Here is a 20,518-nt window from a genome sequence, read left to right on the forward strand (position 1 = left end):
GGCCCTGCCCGGCGACCTCTGATGAGCACCTCCCCGATCGATTCCACCGCATTGCGCGCGGCCTTCGCCGCGCCGCTGGACCCGCAACGCGCCGACGTGCTGTTGTCGCGCTACGACCAGCACGCGTCGCGTTTGCTGGATGCCTTGCACGCGCTCTACGGCCAGCGTGCCGACTATGCATCGTGGCTGGCGCAGTGGCTGGGCGAGATAGGCACGATCGCCCGGCAACGCCCGCAAGCCTTGCAAGCGCTCGACAGCACCCGGCACGCCGGTTGGTTCGGCGAACAGCACATGCTCGGCTACAGCGCCTACGCAGACCGCTTTGCCGGCACGCTGCAGGGCGTGGCCGAACGCGTGCCGTATCTGCAGGAACTGGGCGTGCGCTACCTGCATCTGCTGCCATTCCTGCGCGCACGCGCCGGCGACAACGACGGCGGCTTTGCGGTCAGCGACTACGGCCAGGTGGCACCCAGCCTGGGCACCAACGACGACTTGATCGCACTCACCACCCGCCTGCGCGAAGCGGGCATCAGCCTGTGCGCGGACTTCGTGCTCAATCACACCGCCGACGATCACGCCTGGGCACAGGCGGCCCGCGCCGGCGATGCACGTTATCTGGATTACTACCACCACTTTGCCGACCGCAGCCTGCCCGACCGGTACGAAGCCACGCTGGGGCAGGTGTTTCCGCACACAGCGCCTGGCAACTTCACCTGGGTGGACGACACCGCGCAATGGATGTGGACCACGTTCTATCCGTATCAATGGGATTTGAACTGGAGCAACCCGGCCGTATTCGGCGATATGGCCCTGGCGATGCTGCGGCTGGCCAACCTGGGCGTGGAAGCATTCCGCCTGGATTCCACGGCCTATCTGTGGAAGCGTATCGGCACCGATTGCATGAACCAGCCCGAAGCGCACACCTTGCTGGTGGCTCTGCGCGCGGTGACCGATATCGTCGCGCCGGCGGTGGTGATGAAGGCCGAAGCCATCGTGCCGATGACGCAACTGCCGCCATACTTCGGGAGCGGCACGGACCAGGGCCACGAATGCCATCTGGCCTATCACAGCAGCTTGATGGCGGCCGGCTGGTCGGCGCTGGCGTTGCAACGCGGCGACATCCTGCACAACGTGATCGCGCACAGCCCACCGCTGCCGCGCCACTGTGCATGGTTGAGTTATGTGCGTTGCCATGACGATATCGGCTGGAATGTGCTGCAGCACGAAGCCAGCGGCAATGCAGCGCAACCGCCGTTTTCGCTACGCGATGTGGCGCGCTTCTATGCCAACGCGGTGCCTGGCAGTTACGCGCGCGGCGAGAGTTTCCAGAGCAGCGGCGACGGCGTGCATGGAACCAATGGCATGGCTGCTGCACTTGCGGGCATCCAGGCCGCGCAGGAGGCAGGCGATGCGGCGGCGTTGGCGGTTGCAGTGGACCGGCTGGTGTTGCTGTATGCCATTGCGCTTGCCATGCCGGGTGTCCCGCTGATCTACATGGGCGACGAATTGGCGATGGTCAATGACCCCGGCTATCGCGACGATCCGCTCCGCCAGCATGAAGGCCGTTGGCTGCATCGGCCGGCGATGGATTGGCAGCTTGCCGCGCAACGTCACGATGCCAACAGCCTGAGTGGCAAGGTGTACCGACGTTTGCGTGGATTGATCCGGAAACGTACCGCACTCACCGCGTTGGCGGCGGATCAGGCATTGGGCAGCATCGCGTTGAACGATGCTCGCGTGTTCGCGTTGACGCGTGGCGAGAGCTTTATCGCCTTGCATAACTTCAGTGACCAGCCGCTCGACGTGGAGCTTGCGGCGGTCGGCGTCGATGGATGGACGCTGCTGGCCATCGACGACGCGGTCGATGCTGCGGCCGTGAGCGACGATGTATCGATCGTGCTTCCGCCTTACGGCGTGCGTTGGTTGCAGCGTAAGGGCTGAACATACCCGATAGGCGTAAGCGGTGATTGGCCGCGCGTTTGGTGAGCCGCATCTTCGCCTAAGCGCGCTCCGCGCAATCACCTACTGATGCAAGCGCAGCATGGCCCGCGCACCAGGAGCGCGCGGGCCATGCCTTGAGCCCCGACGGGAACGGGGCTTTTTCAAGACCCGTCAATTGCCAGGAATCAGCGCTTTGCCAGCGCCAGCAGCGTTTCTGCGGTTTTCTCCGAAGACGCCGGGTTCTGACCGGTGACCAGGGTGCCGTCGGTGACCACGTACACGCCCCAGTCGGCGCCCTTTTCGTACTTGCCGCCGAGTTCGGTCAGCACGTCTTCGACCAGGAACGGCACGATCTTGGTCAGGCCCACGCCCTCTTCTTCGCTGTTGGTGAAACCTGTGACGCGGCGGCCATTGACCAGTGGCTTGCCGTCGCTACCCTTGACCCGACGCAGCGCGCCTGGTGCGTGGCACACCAGACCATGCGGCTTGTTGGCCTTGGCAAAGGTCTCGATCAGCGCGATGGAATCGGCGTCTTCAGCCAGATCCCAGAGCGGGCCGTGGCCGCCCGGGTAGAACAGCACATCGAAGTCCTCGGCCTTGATGTCGGCCAGACGGTGCGTGCTAGCGAGGGCCTTCTGCGCATCCTGGTCCTGCTTGAAGCGTTTGGTGGCGTCGGTTTGTGCGTCGGGCTCGTCGCTCTTGGGATCCAGCGGCGGCTGGCCACCCTTGGGCGAGACAAGGGTGATGTCCGCGCCTGCATCCTTGAACACGTAATACGGCGCGGCAAATTCTTCCAGCCAAAACCCGGTCTTCTTGCCGGTGTCACCAAGCTGGTCGTGGGACGTCAGTACCATCAAAACTTTCATCGCATTGCCTCGTGTCATGGCCCAACTGGGCAAGGCGGCCAGTGTGCAGTTCAGCCCGTTGCAGCCTCGTGTAGAGCGCGTGGTGCCCGCTGCATGTGTTCATGAATGTTGCGATCGCGTCCAACAAGCCAATGCAGTTGACAGGCGCGCCGCCGGTGCTCCGGGCGCCGCACGTGTCTTTTTACATGCCGGCTTTTGCGCGCCATTCGCGCCCACCCAACAATGTCTCGCCAGCTGTGTCAGCAACTGTCGGGCGCTGCGATGCGCCGCAACGGCAGCAAACGCCTCGCCTCACACATTCATTGCCGGCGGCTGCAGCTGATCCATGCGGATGCGGTTGGCGAACAACGAAAACGCCAGCATGCCGGCCAGCCCGCTGACACGGCTCACCCACGGCGGCAGCCAGCGTGGCGCGACCAGCACGCCGCTGTCGAACAACGGCGCAAAGCGCGCCACATCGCCCAATGCCATCTTGCCGGCGAACAGGTAACGGCACAGCTGCAGCTGGTCGCGCTGCAAGGAATGGCGGAAGAAGGTGTGCACCGCGACCAAACCACGCAGATACACGGTGTCCTTGGTGAACGCACCGCCGCCACTGGTCGGCACGCCGCGGAACACGCGCTGCGCCGACGAAAAACTTTCTGCAGCGCTCTGCCCGCCTGCGGTGAAATAGCGAAATACCTCGATGAAATCCGCACCCGAGCGTGCCATCGCAATCGCTTCGATGCGCAGGCTGATGCGCTTCATGCGCTCGATATCGATGCTGCCGGTGATCTGCTCGGCAAACGTGGCCAGGCCCTCCTGCGTTGCGGTCGTGCGCGGGGACGAAATGCCCAGGCTGGGCAGATGCACCTGCGCGCGCCCGTTGAGCGCGGTCAGCGAATGCACCAGCGCTTCGTGATGGAACAGCTGCGCGCGGTCGTAATCGCTGAACGTGGCACCGGTGCGCAAGCGGATGCGATGCGCGCCGGCCGCCGCCTTGGCGAGCAGATCCGGATCGAGCGTGACAGTGATGACGCGCCCCTCGAAAAACCCGTCCAGATCGTTCTGCAACTGCATGCGCAAGGCGGTGGCCGAGACCGGCACCTGCTCTTCCGGCGCCATCAGTTCGCGATCCAGCTCCCGCGCGATCTGGATGAAATGCTGCGCCGCTTCGCGTGTGCTCGGCCCGTTGCCCGGCATCGGGTCCTCCGGCACGCCGAACAATTGCGCCGAGTATTCGCTCACCGCCGGGGTGCCCAACGACTCCAGCAAACCTGCTGCAAGACTCCAGCTATGCGCCGAATCGATGAGGTATTCACCCAGCGGATGATGCGGGTCGGCGTCCTTGGCGATGGCGGCCAGTTCGCGCCGGGTGTCGCCGAAATCCAGCGATGGATACTCGACCTGCGGCAATTCCGGCTGCCCGCGCGCCACGCTGTTGAGAAACGGCTCCTGCAGCGAGCGCGGCCAGCTGGCCAGGGCCAGCAGGCGCACACCGCGCACGGCCTTGACCAGGCGCGCATCCAGCGCCGCGTGATGGACGATGTCCGGCGGCCCCTTGCGCGAGGGCATCAGCGCCGCCCGGGACGATCGACGCTGGCCGGCCGCTTGCCCGACCCCTTGCCGCGATTGTTCTGCGCAACGCGGGTGGCGAGCTTTTCGGCGGCGCTGGCCACTTCCACCCGCAGCTTCATGTAGTTGGCAACACGCTCCGGGTCCAGCTCGCCTGCGTCGATCGCCGCACGCACCGCACAGCCCGGCTCGGCGATATGCGCGCAATCGTTGAAGCGGCACTGCGCCGCCAGGGCCTCCACGTCCGAAAAACCGCCTTCGGCCAGATCCTCTTCGCCGGTCGGCTTGAGCTCGCGCATACCAGGCGTGTCGATCAGGCACGCCCCGGACGGCAATGGAATCAACGCACGATGCGTGGTGGTGTGGCGGCCGCGCGAATCGTTCTCGCGCACCGCATTGGTCTTCATCTTCTGCGTGCCGAGCAGCGTATTGGTCAGGGTCGATTTACCCGCACCGGACGAGCCCACCAGCACCGCCGTGCGGCCATCGCCCAGCCACGGCCGCAACGCGGCCACGCTGTCCGGATCCTTGGCATTGACCGCGCGTAACGGAATGTTCTGCGCCTCCAGCTCTTCCAGCACCGCCAACGCATCCTCGGCGTATTCGGTCTGATCGGCCTTGGTCAGCACTACCACCGGCTGCGCACCGCCGCCGCCCACCAGCAACAGATAGCGCTCGATGCGGCGTGGATTGAAGTCCGCATCCAGCCCGCACACGATGAACACCGTATCGATATTGGCCGCGATCACCTGCTGGTGGTAATGCTCGCCGGCCGCCCCCCGCTTGATCGAGGTGCGTCGCGGCAGCAGCGCCACGATGCGCTTGCCCTCCATCAACACCCAATCGCCCACCGCCGCCCGCTCATGGCTGGGAAAGCGCGGCCGCTGCCACTCCGGCAACGACTCGGCCTTGACGCTGGCCTGAGGCGTATCGGCCGCCACATAGCCGGTGCGATGCTGCTCCACCACCCGCGCCGGCAATGCCTGCGGATGCGCAGCGAAGATCGCCTGCCAGGCCGCCTCTTCAGGCGGCCCCGGCCAGGGCCAGCCGATGGATTGGAGGGTGGGGTAGTCGGGGGGTGTGTCGCTCATGGGGCGATTCTAGCTGGCTGGCCGCAGCGGCTTGTGCAAGCGCGTGCTGCACCGTGCCTGACGCGCCGCTTGACATCGTTGCCGATGCAAGCATGTCCGCTTGTCATATTTCCGATACCATGCCAAGCCTCACGCCTACAACCGGCCCGTCGCATGTCCACTGCCCCGCAAAAGCCGCTCGCCATCCGCGAGCGTCTGTCCGAAGTCCGCTACGAGATCCGGGGCGAACTGGCGCGGCGAGCGCGGGAGTTGGAGGCGCAGGGCCGCAAGCTGATCAAGCTCAATATCGGCAACCCCGGTGCATTCGGATTCCGTGCGCCGGAGCATCTGCAGCGCGCCATTGCCGACGACATGGGCCGCACCGATCCATATACCCATCAGCAAGGCCTGCCGGAGGCGCGCGAAGCGGTTGCCACCGCGTACTCGCGGCGCCAGCATCCGGATGCGCATCCGGACCGCATCTTCATCGGCAACGGCGTCAGCGAGCTGATCGATCTGTCGCTGCGGGCGCTGCTCAATCCCGGCGACGAAGTACTGGTGCCCTCGCCCGACTATCCGCTGTGGTCGGCGGCGACCATCCTCAATGACGGCCGCCCGGTGTATTACCGCTGCGCGCCGGAAAACGGCTTCCAGCCGGACCCGGTGGAGATCGAGACGCTGGTGTCCTCGCGCACCCGCGCCATCGTGCTGATCAATCCGAACAACCCCAGCGGCGCCAGTTATTCGCGCGAGCTGCTGGAGCGCATCGTGGCGATCGCCACCAAGCACAATCTGCTGCTGATGGTCGATGAGATCTACGACCAGGTGCTGTACGACGACGCGGCCTTCGTGCCGGTCGCACCGCTGGCCGGTGCGCACCCGTGCATCACCTTCAGCGGCCTGAGCAAGGTGCATCGCGCCTGCGGTTGGCGCGTGGGCTGGGCGCTGCTGTCGGGCGACCAAGCGCGCATCAACGACCTGCGCAATGCGATGGACCTGCTCGGCGCGCTGCGCCTGTGCGCCAATGTGCCAGGCCAGTACGCCATCGATGCGGCCGTGAACGGGCCGGACACCATCTCGGCGCTGTGCGCGCCGGGCGGCCGCCTGTATGAAACCCGCCGCGCGGTGATCGAGGCCTGTGCGGCCAGCGAGCATCTGCAGCTGGTGGCACCGGCCGGGGCGCTGTATGCGTTCCCGGCGGTGGTGGGCGCGGCGGCGCGCAACTTCGACGATCATGCGTTCGCACTCGATCTGATGAACGAGGAAGGCGTGCTGGTGGTTCCCGGCTCCAGCTTCAACGTGCCGTATCGCCACCATTTCCGCGTGACCCTGATGCCGGAAGCCGGTGTGATGCGCGATGTGTTCGCCCGCATCGACCGTGCATTGGCACGCCGCGCCGAGGCCATTACCAAGGTGGTTCCACTCAAGCCACGCAACGTGGCCTGATGACTGCGCCTGGCGCGCCGCTGCGCTATCTGGCGCTCGGCGATTCGTACACCATCGGCGAAGGCGTTGCGCCTGCCCAGCGTTGGCCTTCGCAACTGGTCGTTGGCTTACGTGCATACGGTTGGAACGTGGCGCCGCCGCAGATCATCGCCACCACCGGCTGGACCACCGACGAATTGCAGGCCGGGATCGACGCGGCAGCCCCGCAGGGTCCGTTCGACCTGGTGAGCTTGTTGATTGGCGTCAACAATCAGTATCGCGGGCGCCCATTGGACGAGTACCGCCAGCAGTTCGACGCCCTGCTGCTGCGTGCAATTGCATGCGCGAACGGCCACCCGGCACGCGTGTTCGTGCTGTCGATTCCCGATTGGGGCCTGACCCCGTTTGCGCGCGCGCGCAGTGGCGATGCCGCGTTGATCGGTGCGCAGATCGACGCGTTCAATGCAATCGCTGCCGACCGCTGCAGTGCACATGCGGTGCGCTTTGTCGACATCACGGCCACCAGCCGCGATGGCGGCGATGCGGTGGACATGCTGGTGGACGACGGTTTGCATCCTTCCGGCGCAATGTATGCGCGTTGGACGGCACTGGCGCTACCGGCAGCGCGCGATGCGTTGGGCGCAACTGGGTCGTTGGACACGATCGTCTAAGCGTAGCTGGGCAACACAGACCGGGCTGCTGCCAGGTAGCTGCGGCCGGCGCCCGGAATCAGGATTCACCAACCGTACGCTGCAGTTCTTGCATGCGGCCCAAGCCCATCTGCTGGCTGCGCGCAACATCTTGGCAAGGCACCAAGTCACAGCGTTTTGCTGCGCTTCTCTGCCGCGGTTGTGCGCGCGTGGGTTTGCACCTGCCTCCACAGCGCGAGATGTCGCACGCAATCAATGCCAGCCCTCTTTACGTCGATGCGGTAGCAGCAGGCGTTGCAGCCAGGTCTTTCGATCCGCGCAGGTCGGATACCAGCCACCGATGCATCCGTGGGCACGCATCGCAAACTGCCAACCCGCCCTACCCCAACCAGCCCGGCAGGCCCTAAGCTAGCCGCGCAGCACGCCTGATTGCCAAGGAACGACATTGCACACCACTGCCACCCAACCGATGAGCCGCGCGCAGGCGTTGACGATTGCACGCGCATTTCTGCCGGCGCATCCGCTGGGCAACCGCTACGACTACTACTACACGCAAGCCAAGCTGCGCACCGACCCGCTGTATCCGGGCGTGCTGGCCGAGCTGCGCACGACCACGGCGCCGGTGCTGGATCTGGGCTGCGGGCTCGGCCTGCTGGCCCATGCACTGCGCGCCGATGGCCAGGCCTTGGCCTATCACGGCGTGGATGTGGATGCGTCCAAGATTCGCCGCGCACAGCACATCGCGCAGCGCTCGAACCTGGGCGCTACCAAGTTCGAGGTGGTCGATCTGAGCGTGGCGTGGCCGCAGCATCGGGGCAGCGTCACCATCCTGGATGTGCTGCAGTATCTGCAAGCGGACATGCAGGTCAGTCTGCTGCGCAGCGTGGCGCAGATGCTCACGCCCGGCGCGAAGCTGGTGATTCGGAGCGCGCTGGGCGATGCCAGCAGCCGTGGCCGCACCAGCCGTGTCACCGACGTCCTGGCGCACCTGAGCGGCTGGATGCAGCGGATGCCGCGCAGCTATCCCACGCGCGAGAGCCTGCAGGCGCACCTGGACGCAGCCGGTCTGCGCGCCACGTTTGCGCCGTTGTATGGCAACACGCCCTTCAACAACTGGCTGATCGTTGCAGAGCCACGCTGAGCGCGGCAGGCGACGGGCACACGTTGCGAGCAATCGTCGACCAGACGTCGAAGCGGGGAAGGAACTGTCATGTCTGGGCGGCGCATGCCGCGCCAACACCGGCAGCGCCCGCCAGGCGGCGACTGCAATTGTTTTGTCCGTCGCGCTTAATCCGGCCGCCGCCCCACCAACCCGCGCGCCTGCATCGCCTCCAGCACGCCGCGCAGGATGGTGAGGTTGTGGCCGTGCGCAGCGCCTTCATGCAGCAGCACGATGGCGCCGGGTTGCAGGTCGCGCACGATGCGGGCGATGGTGGTGTCCGGCTCGCATTGCACGCCGTCGAAGCCGCGCGCGCTCCAGGCCACCCGGGTCAGCCCGTGCGCGCGCAGCGGCGAGGCGACGAAAGGGTTGGTCATGCCGACCACCGAGCGGTACAGCCGTGGCGCCTGGCCGGTAATGCACGCCAGCACGCGCTGCGCCTGGCCGATTTCCTGCGCCATCCGGCGCGGCCCCAGCGCCCAGAACCAGGCTTGCGGATGGGTGTGGCTGTGGTTGCCGATGCCATGCCCGCGCCGCACCATGTCGCGCACCAGCTCGGGCCGCTGCTCGGCACGCGCGCCGACCAGGAAGAACGTTGCCTTGGCGTCGTAAGCATCCAGCAGGTCGAGGATGGCTGGGGTGTCGTCGGACGGGCCATCGTCGATGGTCAACCAGACATGCGGCGCGCGACCGGGTAGCCGCGCCAGCACCGGCGCATACAGCCGCGCGCGCGGCAGGAACACCGGCACCACGAACAGCGCGTGCGACAGCAGCAGCGCAGGCAGCCCCCAGGCCCAGCCCAGATGCCACCACAGCAGTGCCACCGCTGCCTGCGAGAGGGCCAATAGGCCCACCCAGCGGTAGGGGCGCGAAGGGGTGCGATACAGCGTTTCCGGCGTGGTCATGCCCAATGATGCCATGCGGCGTAGAATGCCCGGTCTCCACGCTGCCACCCAAGTGCTGCCATGTCTCTCGATCCCGCCCTGCGTTCCCGTATCGATACGCTGCTGCAATCCAGCCGCGTGGTGCTCTTCATGAAAGGCCAGCCCGGCATGCCGCAGTGCGGTTTTTCGGCCAAGGCGGTCGGCGTGCTGGACGGTCTGGGCATCGACTATGCCCACGTCAACGTGCTGGCCGACCAGGAAATCCGCGAGGGCATCAAGGCCTATGGCGACTGGCCGACCATCCCGCAGCTGTACGTGGACGGCGAGCTGATCGGCGGCAGCGACATCATCGTGCAGATGGCCGACAGCGGAGAGCTGAGCAGCATGCTCGGCCTGCAGGCGCCCGACCGCAGCCCGCCCAAGATCACCATCACCCCCGCCGCGGTCGAGATGCTCAAAAGTGCGCTGGCCGATGCGCCGGATGCCTCGCTGACGCTGGCCATCGATGCCAATTTCCAGCCCAATTTCCAGCTGGCGCCGACCAACCCGAACGCCATTGCGGCTGAATCCAACGGGCTGCGCGTGCAGTTCGACCTGGCCAGCGCGCGTCGTGCCGACGGCATCACCATCGACTGGGTCGACGACATCCGCGGCCGTGGCCTGGCCATCGATAACCCCAATGCGCCCAAGCCGGTGCAGGAGCTGTCGGTGCGCGATGCCGACGACCGTCTCAAGGCCGGCAGCCTGACCCTGGTGGACGTGCGCCCGGCCGACGAGCGCGCACTGGCCACGGTGGCCGCACCGTTCCGCACGCTGGATGCGCACGAGCGCGCCGCCATCGAACAGTTGCCCAAGGACACCCCGCTGGCGTTCCTGTGCCACCGCGGCGGCCGCAGCCTTCAGGCCGCCGAACATTTCCGTGGGCTGGGCTTCACCAATGTCTACAACGTCACCGGCGGCATCGATGCGTGGTCGGACGAGGTGGACAACGGCGTGGCGAAATACTGAGCAACACATCGGCGGTCGTCGCACGGTTGCGGCTGCCGCTCGCCGGTCATGCTTCCTGGGTAGACTGCTGCGCTTGCGACAACCGCGTGACCGCGGTTCGCCAAGAGGCAACCTAGGCCGGCGCACCTCAGACCGAAACGGGCGCTCCCTGGAGCGCCCGTTTTTTCATGGATCACCCTGCACAAGGACATCGCTGCAATGCATACCCGCCTGCTCTCTGTCGCCCTGGCCGCGCTGCTGCCGTTGGCCACCCACGCCGCCGAACCGTCGCGCGCGGTGCTATTGGTCCAGACCTACGACAACCAGCCGACCGACGATCCGCTGGAATACATCCCGGTCTGGCTCGGCGAGGGTATCGCCAGGGAATCGACCCTGCCCGAGGCGCTGCTGGGCCAGCCGTTGCGGGTCTTCAACGCAGGCGTTTCCACCGGCAACGTGCGGCTTGCGGCACTGACGGTAGACGACAACAGCATGTGCGGCGGCACCGCGAAGCTGCGCATCAAGGGCAACCCCACGCTGTCCGACTCGCCGCTGCTGTCGACCGTGGATGTGAATCCCGGCAAGCGCTTTGCCGGCCGCGCAGCCACCGCCAGCGAACAGGCCGAGCTGTTTGCACAGGTCAACAACACCGCGCCGCTGCGCAAGCGCGTCAAGCCGGCAGCCCTGGCGCAGGCGCTGGCCGCGTTCGATGCCGATCGCGCGCAGGATCTGGCGGCGCTGCAGATCGTCACCGATACGCAGCAACCGCAGCGACGCGTGGCGATCCTGACCTCCAACCATCCCATCGAGACCGGCAACCCGGACAACCCCACCGGCGTGCTCGTCGTCCTTGCGATCTTCGAGCATGACGGCAGCCGTTGGCAGTTCCGCAAGGGTCACGCTGCCAGCGGCTGCGACGATTGCGAAGACCTGCCGCTGCGCACGCATCTGCTGCAGTTCGGCGATATCGACGGCAACGGCACGCTCGATTTCGTGCTGGCCGAAAGCGGCTACGAAAGTTACGGGTTTTCTCTGCTGCTCGGCGAAGGCGCCAGCTGGCGGTCGGAAGCATTGCCGGGCGGCTGCTGATCGGTGTTGACTGCTTGCACGCTGCCCGGTGCGGCATGCGCAGGGCGGCATCTTCTGCGTTGCGATGCCCACCTGTGCCCGGCTGCAGCAGCGTCGTTACCCACGCTGCACGGCAGACCTCGATCATCGACATGCAGATCGCCGATGCAGGTCTTCAACCGGCAAATCCACCCTCATCCAGAAACTGCTGCTCTTCTGCCGTGGTCTCACGTCCCAGCACCGCATTGCGGTGCGGGAACCGGCCAAAGCGCTCAATGATGCGCTGATGCTCCAGCGCCCAGTGGGTGGTCTGTGCATCGCCCAGTGCAGTGATCAGCTGCACCGCGCGCGCCTGCTCATCGGCGTGTTCGGCATGCTCGAAGGGCAGATAGAAAAACAGACGCAGTTGCGCCGACACCTGTTGATCGAAGCCGCTGGCGAGCGCCTGTTTGGCGTACCGCAGTGCCAGGCCATCGGTGGCATAGGCATGCGCACTGCCGCGAAACGCATTGCGTGGAAATTGATCCAGCAGGATCAGCAAGGCCAGTGCATCTTCGGCGCGTGCCATCCACTGCGCGTACTCACCCCGTGCGGCGGCAAAATGCTGCTCGCTGAAGTGTTGGCGAAAATTGGCATCGAAGGCGTCGTTGTGCGTGAACCAGCGCGCCGCGCCGGCAAGCTCCCAGAAAGCCAACACCACATCGGCCTGCTTGTTGCGCTCTGTTTTGGCAATCATCGGCACATCCCCTGACGAATTCGGCATAGCATGCACGGGTGCATGTGATGAGCCCGCCGCTCTCGACCTCCAGCACTTGGCAAGCACGCCGCCGACGACTAGGTTGGCGGCTGACGTTTTCGTGTTACCGGGGAAATCCATGCGTTCCATCCTGTTCGCCGCGCTGGGCGCGGCGGTGCTGTGCGGGCCTGCGTCTGCGGCATCGGCCGCATCGCGCTTCGTGCAAGATCCCTACCCCAGCACCTATCGCGCGCTCGCGTCCGCTCCGGTGCTGATCCAGCACGCCACCGTGCTCACCGGCACCGGCGAGCGGCTGGACGATGCCGACGTGTTGCTGCGCGACGGCAAGGTGGCTGCGGTGGGCAAGGCGCTCCAGGCGCCCGCTGACGTGCGCCGTATCGACGGCACCGGCAAGTGGGTGACGCCCGGCATCATCGATGTGCACTCGCATCTGGGCGTGTATCCCAGCCCGGGCGTCAGCGCGCATAGCGACGGCAACGAGATGACCGCACCGGTGACGCCCAACGTGTGGGCCGAGCATTCGATCTGGCCGCAGGATCCCGGCTTCGGCACTGCGCTGGCCGGCGGCATCACCTCGCTGCAGGTGTTGCCGGGCTCGGCCAATCTGATCGGCGGGCGCGGCGTCACGCTCAAGAACGTTGCTTCCACCACCTACCAGGGCATGAAATTCCCCGGTGCACCATGGGGCCTGAAGATGGCCTGCGGCGAAAACCCCAAACGCGTGTACGGCCAGAAAGGTGGCCCCGGCACGCGCATGGGCAACGTAGCCGGTTACCGCGCTGCGTTCATCGACGCGGCCGAGTATCTGCAGAAAAACGCGCCGAAAAAGAAAACCGCCAAAAAGCGCCATTGGTGGAGCCGCGGCGGCGACAACGACAGCAGTGGCGATGCCGGCGGCAAGCGCGATCTCAAGCTCGACACACTGGCCGGTGCCATCAACGGCGACATCCGTGTGCACATCCACTGCTACCGCGCCGATGAGATGGCGACGATGCTGGATCTGTCCAAGGAGTTCGGCTTCCACATCGCCGCCTTCCATCACGGCGTGGAGGCCTACAAGCTGGCCGACCGCCTGGCGCAGGACAACGTCTGCGGCGCGCTGTGGGCCGACTGGTGGGGCTTCAAGATGGAAGCCTTCGACGGCATCCAGGAAAACATCGCACTGGTCGATCGCCCGGCCAACAGCTGCGCCATCGTGCATTCGGATTCGGAAGAAGGCATCCAGCGGCTCAACCAGGAGGCCGCCAAGGTGATCGCCAACGCGCGCCGCAGTGGCATGGAGATCCCGCCGGAGCGCGCCATCCGCTGGCTCACCAGCAATGCCGCCAAGGCGCTCGGGATCGAGCAGCAGACCGGCGCACTGGAGCCGGGCAAGATGGGCGATATGGTGGTCTGGAACGGCAACCCTTTCAGTTCGTATGCGCTGGCCGAGCAGGTGTATATCGACGGCGCGCAGGTCTACGACCGGCATAACCGCGCACTGCAGCCGGTGTCGGACTTCATGCTCGGCCAGGAGGTGGCACGATGAGCCGCGTCACGCACATGCCCCCGCGGTTGCGCGCGATCGCGGCATTGGTGATGGCCACGCTGGCATTGCCGGCCTTCGCGCAGCAGGTGCTGATTCGCGGCGCCACCGTGCACACTGTCACCGCGCAAGGCACCCTGCAGAACACCGACGTGCTGGTGCAGGGCGGCGTGATTCGCGCCATCGGCCGCAACCTGGCAGTACCCACCGACGGCCGCGTGGTCGAAGCAAACGGCCGCCTACTGACGCCGGCATTGTTCGGCGGCATTACCGAAATCGGTATCGAAGAAGTCTCCGGCGAAGAAAGCACCGTGGACAGCGGCGTCAAGCTGGCCGATCAACCGATGCGCCCGGAATTCGACGTCACCCTGGCCTACAACCCCGATTCGGCGCTGGTGCCGGTGGCGCGCGTGGAGGGCATCGGCTTCACCGCGTTGGGGGCGACCGCCAGTGGCGCCTTCATTGCCGGCCAGGGCGGCATCGTGCGGCTGGATGGCAGCCCGGATCCGGTCGGCCCGCATGCCTTGTTTCTTCGCATCGGAGCGGCGGCGTCCGACCTCACCGGCAGCTCGCGCGCCGCGCAATGGATGTTGCTGGATCAACTGGTTGCCGAAGCACGCGGGCGTATCCCGGCCGATTCGCCGCATGCGCTACTGACCCCGGTTGGACGCGGTGTACTGGCAAACTACCTGGCCGGCCAGGGTCGCATCGTGGTGCAGGTGGAACGCGCAGCCGACATCCGCCAGCTGTTGCGCTGGGCGCAGCGCGAAAAGGTGCGCATTGCCATTGCCGGCGGCGCCGAAGCCTGGAAGCTTGCGCCGCAACTGGCGCAGGCCAAGGTCCCGGTGTTGGTCGACGCGCTGGCGGATCTGCCATCGACCTTCGACCAGATTGGCGCGACGCTGGAAAACGCCGCACGTCTGCGCGCTGCCGGCGTGGAGGTCAGCTTTACCCAAAACGGCGATGCCTCGCACAACGCACGCAAACTGCGCCAGCTGGCCGGCAATGCGGTCGCCAATGGCTTGCCATGGGAAGCCGGCCTGGCCGGCCTGACCCGTGTGCCGGCAGACATCTTCGGCGTGGGCGATCGCATCGGCAGCATTGCGATCGGCAAGCAGGCCGACCTGGTGCTGTGGGAAGGCGACCCGCTGGATGTGGCGCATTATGCCGAGCAGGTCTGGCTGGGCGGCCGCGACATGCCGATGCGATCGCGCCAGAGCGAGCTGCGCGACCGCTACATGCAGCAGGCCAGCCCGCTGCCGCGCGCCTATCTGAAGTAAGCGTGCGGTGGGTTGCTCAAGCGCCACCTGAGCATGGTCTTTCATCGTTGGTGTGCCGGCACAGCGGGTACCGGCGCACCGCTTCACCGCTTCGCTGCTGTGCACAGGTGATGTGCTGTCATGGCGTCCTGCCGCATCTTGCTGGCGGCCTTCGCTGTTGTGATGTTTCACACTAGGCCTATCGCATGTTTTCGGTTTCGCTCCTGATAGCGCTTGGCCGCCTTGGCGCCTTGCTACGGCATATGCCGCGTGCCCACCTCGCCGTTGCACGACCGTGAGCTCGCTCTTCCACGGTAGCGGCTTGCGTTCGATCGATCGGGCGGTATTGCGCCAGGCACCTGCCAATCTGCAGCGCGGGATGGAAGCGGTGGGCGGGCGTCTGATTCTCACCGCCGATGCGCTGCTGTTTCAGCCGCACGCGTTCAATGTACAGCGCCAGACGCTGAGCCTGCCCTTGCGGCAGATCGTGGCGATTCAGTCCTGCTGGACACGCCTGTTCGGCCTGCTGCCGATCGCGCCGACATCGCTGGCAGTGCGGCTGGAGGACGGAAAGCGATACCGCTTCGTGATCGGCAAGCGCACGCAATGGATGGCGGACATCGCCTCGGCGCGGGATGCCCTGCGCTGAGCCGTGCAAGGACGCCGGTGCGTCGCAGAGGCAGCTGGCAAGGCGACTGCGTCACCGCCAAGCCGGAGGCGGCCGCCGAGCCGTGCGGCATGTCCCGCTCGTGCAGCGCGGTGGCCGTGCGCCGTCCACGACAACCGACAACCGACAAAGGCTCTCGAGGTTTTGGTAGCCTCTCCATGGCCGATGCCGGAACTGCGTATTGCAGTTGCCCACTGCGGCGACAGTCAGCGATGCCCGCAGGTAACCAACGACGCCACCCTTGATCGCTGGAATTTCGAACAGTGCGTACATTCTCTGTCTTCGGTACTGGCCTAGCATCGCGCGCACGCATCGCCACCATGCCTTGCTTCCGACAGCTCACCCGCATGCCTCGCAATCTTCGACATTACTTCGCCTGCGCACTGCTGCTCTATGCCGGCATCAGCGCACCTGCACTGGCCGACTTCGGGATCAGCCGCAGCGGCAACCGCGTGATCGTCGACAGCGGCGCCGAGCTGGTGTTTGCGGTCGATGCCCGAAATGGCGACATCGTGTCGATGCGCTATCGCGACAACGAACTGCAGACCACCGAATCGAAGGGCTCGCACATCGCTTCGGGGTTGGGCAGTGCCAGTGTGTATGCACGCATCGTTGGCGGGACGATCGTGGTGTCGGCCAAGGCCGGCGACTTGGTCCAGTACTACATCGCACGCAAGGGCCGCAACGCGATCTACATGGCCACCGATGCGCCCACCTTGCTGCCAGTGGGCGAATTGCGCTTCGTCGCCCGCTTGAACGTGTCCAAGTTGCCCAATGCGCAGCAGGAGCCCGATTCCAATGTCGGCAGAGCGATCGAAAGTGAGGATGTCTTTCTATTGCCGGATGGGCGCACCAGCTCCAAGTCCTATTCTGCACGTCGAATGATGGACGACCAGGTGCATGGCGTCAGTGGCCCTGGCGTTGCCGTGTTCATGCTGATGGGCAACCGCGAGCGCAGCGCGGGCGGCCCGTTCTTCAAGGACATTGCGACGCAAAAAACCAGCCTGACGCATGAGCTCTATAACTACATGTATTCCGATCACACCCAGACCGAAGCCTTTCGCGGCGGCCTGCACGGGGTGTACGGGCTGCTGTTCACCGATGGAAGCTTGCCGTCGAGTGCGCAGCTGGACACCGCGTTCGTCGATGCCACGCTGGGCCTGAGCGGTTATTTGCCGGCAAGCGGGCGCGGCACCGTGAGTGGGCACGTCGGCGGCGTGCTGCCGGGCCAGCCGGCCGTCATCGGCCTGCGCAACGCGCAGGCGCAGTACTGGGCCACCGCCGACGGCAGCGGGAACTACCAGGTGACGGGTGTTCGCCCGGGCAGCTATCGCATGACGCTCTACCAAAACGAACTGGAGGTCGCACAACGCAACATCGAGGTTTCTGCCGGTGCCACTGCGCACGCCGCACTGCAGGCGGTCGTTTTGCCGGGCACGGTGAAGTGGCAGATCGGCATTCCCGACGGCACGCCGGTGGGGTTCAGCGACGCGGACCTGCTGCCGCGGGCGCACCCTTCCGATGCGCGCATGCACTGGTCTGCGGTGACCTACACCGTGGGATCGAGCAGCGTGAGCAGCTTTCCGGCAGTGCAGTGGCGCGGCATCAACACCCCGAGCCGGATCGACTTCACCCTGCCCGCCAACGAGGTGCGCGGCTATCGCCTGCGTCTTTTCGTGCCGTTGGCACAGGGCGGCGCACGTCCGCAGATCAGCGTGAACGCACGCTGGAACGGCCCGCTGCCTGCCGCGCCCACGCAACCAAAGACACGCGGCATCACGCGCGGCACTGCGCGCGGCAACAATACCCTTTACGAAGTGGACATCCCTGCCTCGGCCTTGCAGGCCGGCAACAACCGCATCGAGATCGGCATTGCCTCGCTCCCCGGATAACGGCTACCTCAGCCCGGCAATCGTGTTCGACAGCATCCAGCTGGTGGCGTTATAGCAACGTCCGAACACACGATTCGCGCAGTGGCAGGCGCGCGCGGCTGGTAGGTGGCATCGGCATGCAGCGCTCAGCCGTTCCGATGTTTCGCGCCGGCACCGGCCGCGTAGCGGCGCGTTGTTCGCCGCTCTGGATCTGCGCGCCAGCGCATCCGCGGCCACGCGCGGCGCAGGCGCAGTGATCCATGCACATCGCTCACGTGAGCTCATCCAAGATCCGATGCCGAGGCGACAGGCGCCACACACGGCACGTGACTGTCATGTGTGCAGCGCTGCGCCGCCAGTCGCTCGAACAATGCACAGGCGGCGACTTGTCCAACGTTGAAAAAACCCGTGTGCGTGCCGACCGATACCGCCGACACGCACGATACAGCGGGGCTGCGCTTACTTCGCATCCAAGGTCGCGCTGACCTTGGCCCATCCATTGCCGCGTACCACTTCAAAGCCCGCTTCGGCCGCATGCAGGTACATGCTGTTGCTGTAGCGGCCATCCTTGGCGCGGTTGTTCTGCAGCCAGGTCAGGAACGGCTTGGCATCCACGTTGAGGCTGCCGCTGGTCTTCAGCGTCGGCTGGCCGGCGGTCCCGGTCGGGATGAAGGTGTAGACGTAATAGCCCGCGCCGGAATTGAAGCCTTCCCACAGATCGAAAGTGCGCCCGCCCGCGGTGATGACCTTGGTCGCAGTCACGGTGCCGACCGGCCAGGAATTGTGGTCGCCCCAGATCATCACTTCCAGCTGCGGATTGCCCTTGGCGGTGTCCCAGCGAAAGAAGATGTCGTAAGCGAAATCACCGGCCAGATTGGTGCCGCCTGCGCTGTAATTGAATTTGAATGGCAGCGAGCTGATCGAGGAGATTTGCTTGGGGAACAGCGTGTCGGTGGTCGGATTCCAATTGTAATGCCAGCCGCGCACGATCGCCGGATAGCCGTAGAGGTTGTAGTCGGCGAAGTTGAAGGTGACCGTCAGCTCCGGCGTACTGCCGGTGCCGAACGTGCCCTGGATGATGTTGTTGGGATCGTTGAAATTGTTCACCCACGCATAGTGGTTGCCAAAGATCTTGTACGGGCCGGCGAGCGCCGCCGGGGCGAGTGCGACCAGACCGAAAGCAAGCGCCGCGGTCCACCAGCGCGAGGCGCGCCGCCGCGTGGTCGGCGCCTGGGCGCACGTCTGGACAAGGGAGCTGGATGGGCAGTTGTGCATGGTGACTCTCCGTATGATTCAGCGCGGCGGCGCTGGTGCAGCGTCGTCGGGACCTGCCGTGCGGCAGTCGGGTCGGACCGTAGCAGCGGCGCCACGCGGGGAGCTATAACGATTCCGGCGGCGCCACCCGGCCAAGCGCGATAGCGGGCGCCACCTTGCACTTGGAGCGTGCGCTGGCTAGCACTTAGGTCACCGGACACGGGCGTAGCGGCGGGTTTCGCGCCAAAGACGCCCGCGCGTGGGGCGGTAAATGGTGCACAGCCACATACGCATCGCCCGTGTCCGCACGTGCCGGCGGCGTCGCTTGCGCGTGCAATGCCTTTCAACGCAGTGCGGCGTCGCTGCCACCGGCCTGCATCAGTCCGGTCGCCATCCGCGCGATCGGCGCCCGCAACACGCTCCACCTCAGGCCTACGCGGCGGAGCCGTTTTGCGATAGCGTTCGCACTACAGACAACGCAACAGCCGGAGGGGGCGACGATGCGTATCGGAATCGTGGTGGACAGTGCGTGCGATCTGCCGCAGGACTTCATCCAACGTCACAACATCATCGTATTGCCGATCAGCGTGCGTATCGGCGAGGCCGTGCTGGCCGATCATCGCGACGAGGAAGCCACGCTGAGCTTTTTGCAGGCGCATGTGGCCGAGCGCGGGCACGAAGCGGAAACCACGCCGTTTTCGGTCAACCAGATCCGCGATCTGTTCCTGCAACAACTGGTCATCGACTACGACCATGTGTTCTGCCTGACCATTTCCAAACTCCGCAGCCAGATCTTCGACAATGCGATGCAGGCCAGCTTCGCGATCCTCAACGACTACAAGCCGATCCGGCAGGCCGCAGGCCACACCTCGCCGTTCGCGCTACGGGTGATCGACACGCTCAACCTGTTCGCCGGCCAGGGCATCACCGCCGTGGAAGCAGTCCGCCTGCGCGACCAGGGCCAGAGCGTGGCGGCCATCCGTACCCGCCTGGAACAGCTGGCCGAGCACACCTATGGCTACATGATTCCACGCGATCTCTATTACCTGCGCGCACGTGCACGCACCAAGGGCGATCGCAGCGTCGGCCTGATCGGCGCCGCGCTCGGCAGCGCGCTGGACATCAAGCCGGTGCTGCGCGCCTACCGCGGCGTTACCGAGCCAGTGGCCAAGCTCAAGGGTTTCGAACCTTCGGCCGAAAAGCTGTTCGGCTTCACCGTGCGCAAGATTCGCGACGGCCTGATGACGCCAACGGTGTGCGTGGGCTACGGCGGCGAGCTGGCCGAGCTGCATGCCCTGCCCGGCTATGCCGCACTGCAGGGCGCCTGCCAAACCCACGGCGTGGAACTGCTGGAAAGCGTGATGAGCCTGACCGGCATGGTCAACGTCGGCAAGGGCGCCTTGGCAGTCGGATTTGCTGCCGAGCCACACGCGTTTTCGGCCTGAGGCATGGGCGGGGGTGCGATGCGCTCACCAGACACGCCGTCATCCATCACGCGAGTCGATTGCTACGTTGATGCCGCCAACGGTGCCGCAATGCCGAGGCACCGCGCCAGGCAGCGTGCTGATGATTGCCTTGAAT

Annotated in this window: 16 protein-coding genes and 1 pseudogene; 11 read left to right on the forward strand and 6 right to left on the reverse strand. The window is 65.7% G+C overall.

Annotated features, from left to right (window positions below; translation table 11 throughout):
* Positions 1–21: 21 nt before the first annotated feature.
* On the forward strand, positions 22–1,941 hold the full coding sequence (locus tag LN450_RS02380; RefSeq protein WP_039417695.1) for an alpha-amylase family protein: 1,920 nt from the start codon (positions 22–24) through the stop codon (positions 1,939–1,941).
* Between the two features lie 185 nt (positions 1,942–2,126).
* Here the strand turns inward: LN450_RS02380 and LN450_RS02385 are convergent, their stop codons facing one another.
* The 3 genes from LN450_RS02385 to rsgA all read right to left on the reverse strand — a co-directional run bounded on the left by LN450_RS02385 (position 2,127) and on the right by rsgA (position 5,452).
* A complete protein-coding gene (locus LN450_RS02385; RefSeq protein WP_011348546.1) occupies positions 2,127–2,807 on the reverse strand; it encodes a type 1 glutamine amidotransferase domain-containing protein in 681 nt (226 codons plus the stop codon).
* 291 nt (positions 2,808–3,098) lie between these two features.
* Complete coding sequence (locus LN450_RS02390; protein WP_011348547.1) at positions 3,099–4,361, reverse strand: flavohemoglobin expression-modulating QEGLA motif protein; 1,263 nt, start codon at positions 4,359–4,361, stop codon at positions 3,099–3,101.
* Positions 4,361–5,452 (reverse strand): ribosome small subunit-dependent GTPase A, encoded by a 1,092-nt coding sequence (gene rsgA / locus LN450_RS02395; RefSeq protein WP_011348548.1) that lies wholly within the window; start codon positions 5,450–5,452, stop codon positions 4,361–4,363. Before rsgA ends, LN450_RS02390 begins: the two co-directional genes overlap by 1 nt.
* Positions 5,453–5,605: 153 nt before the next feature.
* On the opposite strand from rsgA, the gene LN450_RS02400 reads away from it, so the two are divergent.
* From LN450_RS02400 to LN450_RS02410, 3 genes are all read left to right on the forward strand, one after another.
* Positions 5,606–6,877, forward strand: coding sequence for a pyridoxal phosphate-dependent aminotransferase (locus tag LN450_RS02400; protein WP_011348549.1), 1,272 nt, complete (start codon positions 5,606–5,608; stop codon positions 6,875–6,877).
* Entirely contained in the window at positions 6,877–7,527 is a 651-nt protein-coding gene (locus LN450_RS02405; protein WP_011348550.1) for an SGNH/GDSL hydrolase family protein, read from the forward strand. Before LN450_RS02400 ends, LN450_RS02405 begins: the two co-directional genes overlap by 1 nt.
* 448 nt (positions 7,528–7,975) lie before the next feature.
* Positions 7,976–8,647 carry a methyltransferase gene (locus tag LN450_RS02410; RefSeq protein WP_039417694.1) on the forward strand — a complete coding sequence of 224 codons (672 nt, stop codon included), beginning with the start codon at positions 7,976–7,978 and terminating at the stop codon, positions 8,645–8,647.
* Between the two features lie 146 nt (positions 8,648–8,793).
* Here LN450_RS02410 and LN450_RS02415 read toward each other — a convergent pair whose 3' ends face one another.
* Entirely contained in the window at positions 8,794–9,585 is a 792-nt protein-coding gene (locus tag LN450_RS02415; protein ID WP_011348552.1) for a polysaccharide deacetylase family protein, read from the reverse strand.
* Between the two features lie 45 nt (positions 9,586–9,630).
* Between LN450_RS02415 and grxD the strand changes: the two genes are divergently transcribed.
* Positions 9,631–10,557, forward strand: coding sequence for a Grx4 family monothiol glutaredoxin (gene grxD, locus LN450_RS02420; RefSeq protein ID WP_008573624.1), 927 nt, complete (start codon positions 9,631–9,633; stop codon positions 10,555–10,557).
* Between the two features lie 198 nt (positions 10,558–10,755).
* Positions 10,756–11,625 (forward strand): hypothetical protein, encoded by an 870-nt coding sequence (locus LN450_RS02425; RefSeq protein WP_039418572.1) that lies wholly within the window; start codon positions 10,756–10,758, stop codon positions 11,623–11,625.
* Between the two features lie 154 nt (positions 11,626–11,779).
* Here the strand turns inward: LN450_RS02425 and LN450_RS02430 are convergent, their stop codons facing one another.
* Complete coding sequence (locus LN450_RS02430; protein ID WP_029820243.1) at positions 11,780–12,346, reverse strand: DUF924 family protein; 567 nt, start codon at positions 12,344–12,346, stop codon at positions 11,780–11,782.
* A 133-nt stretch (positions 12,347–12,479) separates the two neighbouring features.
* Here LN450_RS02430 and LN450_RS02435 point away from each other — a divergent pair, with 133 nt between their 5' ends.
* From LN450_RS02435 to LN450_RS02450, 4 genes and pseudogenes are all read left to right on the forward strand, one after another.
* The gene (locus tag LN450_RS02435) at positions 12,480–13,889 is read left to right on the forward strand and encodes an amidohydrolase (protein WP_011348555.1); all 1,410 of its coding nucleotides are present in this window, start codon (positions 12,480–12,482) and stop codon (positions 13,887–13,889) included.
* Positions 13,886–15,166, forward strand: a complete 1,281-nt coding sequence (locus tag LN450_RS02440; protein WP_011348556.1) for an amidohydrolase family protein — start codon at positions 13,886–13,888, stop codon at positions 15,164–15,166. Before LN450_RS02435 ends, LN450_RS02440 begins: the two co-directional genes overlap by 4 nt.
* Before the next feature lie 301 nt (positions 15,167–15,467).
* A complete protein-coding gene (locus LN450_RS02445; RefSeq protein WP_046932196.1) occupies positions 15,468–15,794 on the forward strand; it encodes a hypothetical protein in 327 nt (108 codons plus the stop codon).
* A gap of 365 nt (positions 15,795–16,159) precedes the next feature.
* Positions 16,160–17,759, forward strand: a pseudogene (locus LN450_RS02450) (rhamnogalacturonan lyase B N-terminal domain-containing protein).
* 383 nt (positions 17,760–18,142) lie between these two features.
* Here the strand turns inward: LN450_RS02450 and LN450_RS02455 are convergent.
* Positions 18,143–18,958, reverse strand: a complete 816-nt coding sequence (locus LN450_RS02455; RefSeq protein ID WP_005920703.1) for a GH12 family glycosyl hydrolase domain-containing protein — start codon at positions 18,956–18,958, stop codon at positions 18,143–18,145.
* A gap of 479 nt (positions 18,959–19,437) precedes the next feature.
* Between LN450_RS02455 and LN450_RS02460 the strand changes: the two genes are divergently transcribed.
* Positions 19,438–20,382: a DegV family protein gene (locus LN450_RS02460; protein WP_011348559.1), complete on the forward strand. Its 945-nt coding sequence runs from the start codon at positions 19,438–19,440 to the stop codon at positions 20,380–20,382.
* Positions 20,383–20,518: the final 136 nt, after the last annotated feature.

It is taken from the genome of Xanthomonas euvesicatoria pv. euvesicatoria (assembly GCF_020880415.1).
Classification (GTDB): Bacteria; Pseudomonadota; Gammaproteobacteria; order Xanthomonadales; family Xanthomonadaceae; genus Xanthomonas; species Xanthomonas euvesicatoria.

Bases quoted from the DNA above. Each gene is read 5' to 3' on its own strand.
- LN450_RS02380 (WP_039417695.1), top strand. From the start codon at position 22: ATGAGCACCTCCCCGATCGATTCCACCGCATTGCGCGCGGCCTTCGCC.
- LN450_RS02385 (WP_011348546.1), bottom strand. From the start codon at position 2,807: ATGAAAGTTTTGATGGTACTGACGTCCCACGACCAGCTTGGTGACACC.
- LN450_RS02390 (WP_011348547.1), bottom strand. From the start codon at position 4,361: ATGCCCTCGCGCAAGGGGCCGCCGGACATCGTCCATCACGCGGCGCTG.
- rsgA (WP_011348548.1), bottom strand. From the start codon at position 5,452: ATGAGCGACACACCCCCCGACTACCCCACCCTCCAATCCATCGGCTGG.
- LN450_RS02400 (WP_011348549.1), top strand. From the start codon at position 5,606: ATGTCCACTGCCCCGCAAAAGCCGCTCGCCATCCGCGAGCGTCTGTCC.
- LN450_RS02405 (WP_011348550.1), top strand. From the start codon at position 6,877: ATGACTGCGCCTGGCGCGCCGCTGCGCTATCTGGCGCTCGGCGATTCG.
- LN450_RS02410 (WP_039417694.1), top strand. From the start codon at position 7,976: ATGAGCCGCGCGCAGGCGTTGACGATTGCACGCGCATTTCTGCCGGCG.
- LN450_RS02415 (WP_011348552.1), bottom strand. From the start codon at position 9,585: ATGGCATCATTGGGCATGACCACGCCGGAAACGCTGTATCGCACCCCT.
- grxD (WP_008573624.1), top strand. From the start codon at position 9,631: ATGTCTCTCGATCCCGCCCTGCGTTCCCGTATCGATACGCTGCTGCAA.
- LN450_RS02425 (WP_039418572.1), top strand. From the start codon at position 10,756: ATGCATACCCGCCTGCTCTCTGTCGCCCTGGCCGCGCTGCTGCCGTTG.
- LN450_RS02435 (WP_011348555.1), top strand. From the start codon at position 12,480: ATGCGTTCCATCCTGTTCGCCGCGCTGGGCGCGGCGGTGCTGTGCGGG.
- LN450_RS02440 (WP_011348556.1), top strand. From the start codon at position 13,886: ATGAGCCGCGTCACGCACATGCCCCCGCGGTTGCGCGCGATCGCGGCA.
- LN450_RS02455 (WP_005920703.1), bottom strand. From the start codon at position 18,958: ATGCACAACTGCCCATCCAGCTCCCTTGTCCAGACGTGCGCCCAGGCG.
- LN450_RS02460 (WP_011348559.1), top strand. From the start codon at position 19,438: ATGCGTATCGGAATCGTGGTGGACAGTGCGTGCGATCTGCCGCAGGAC.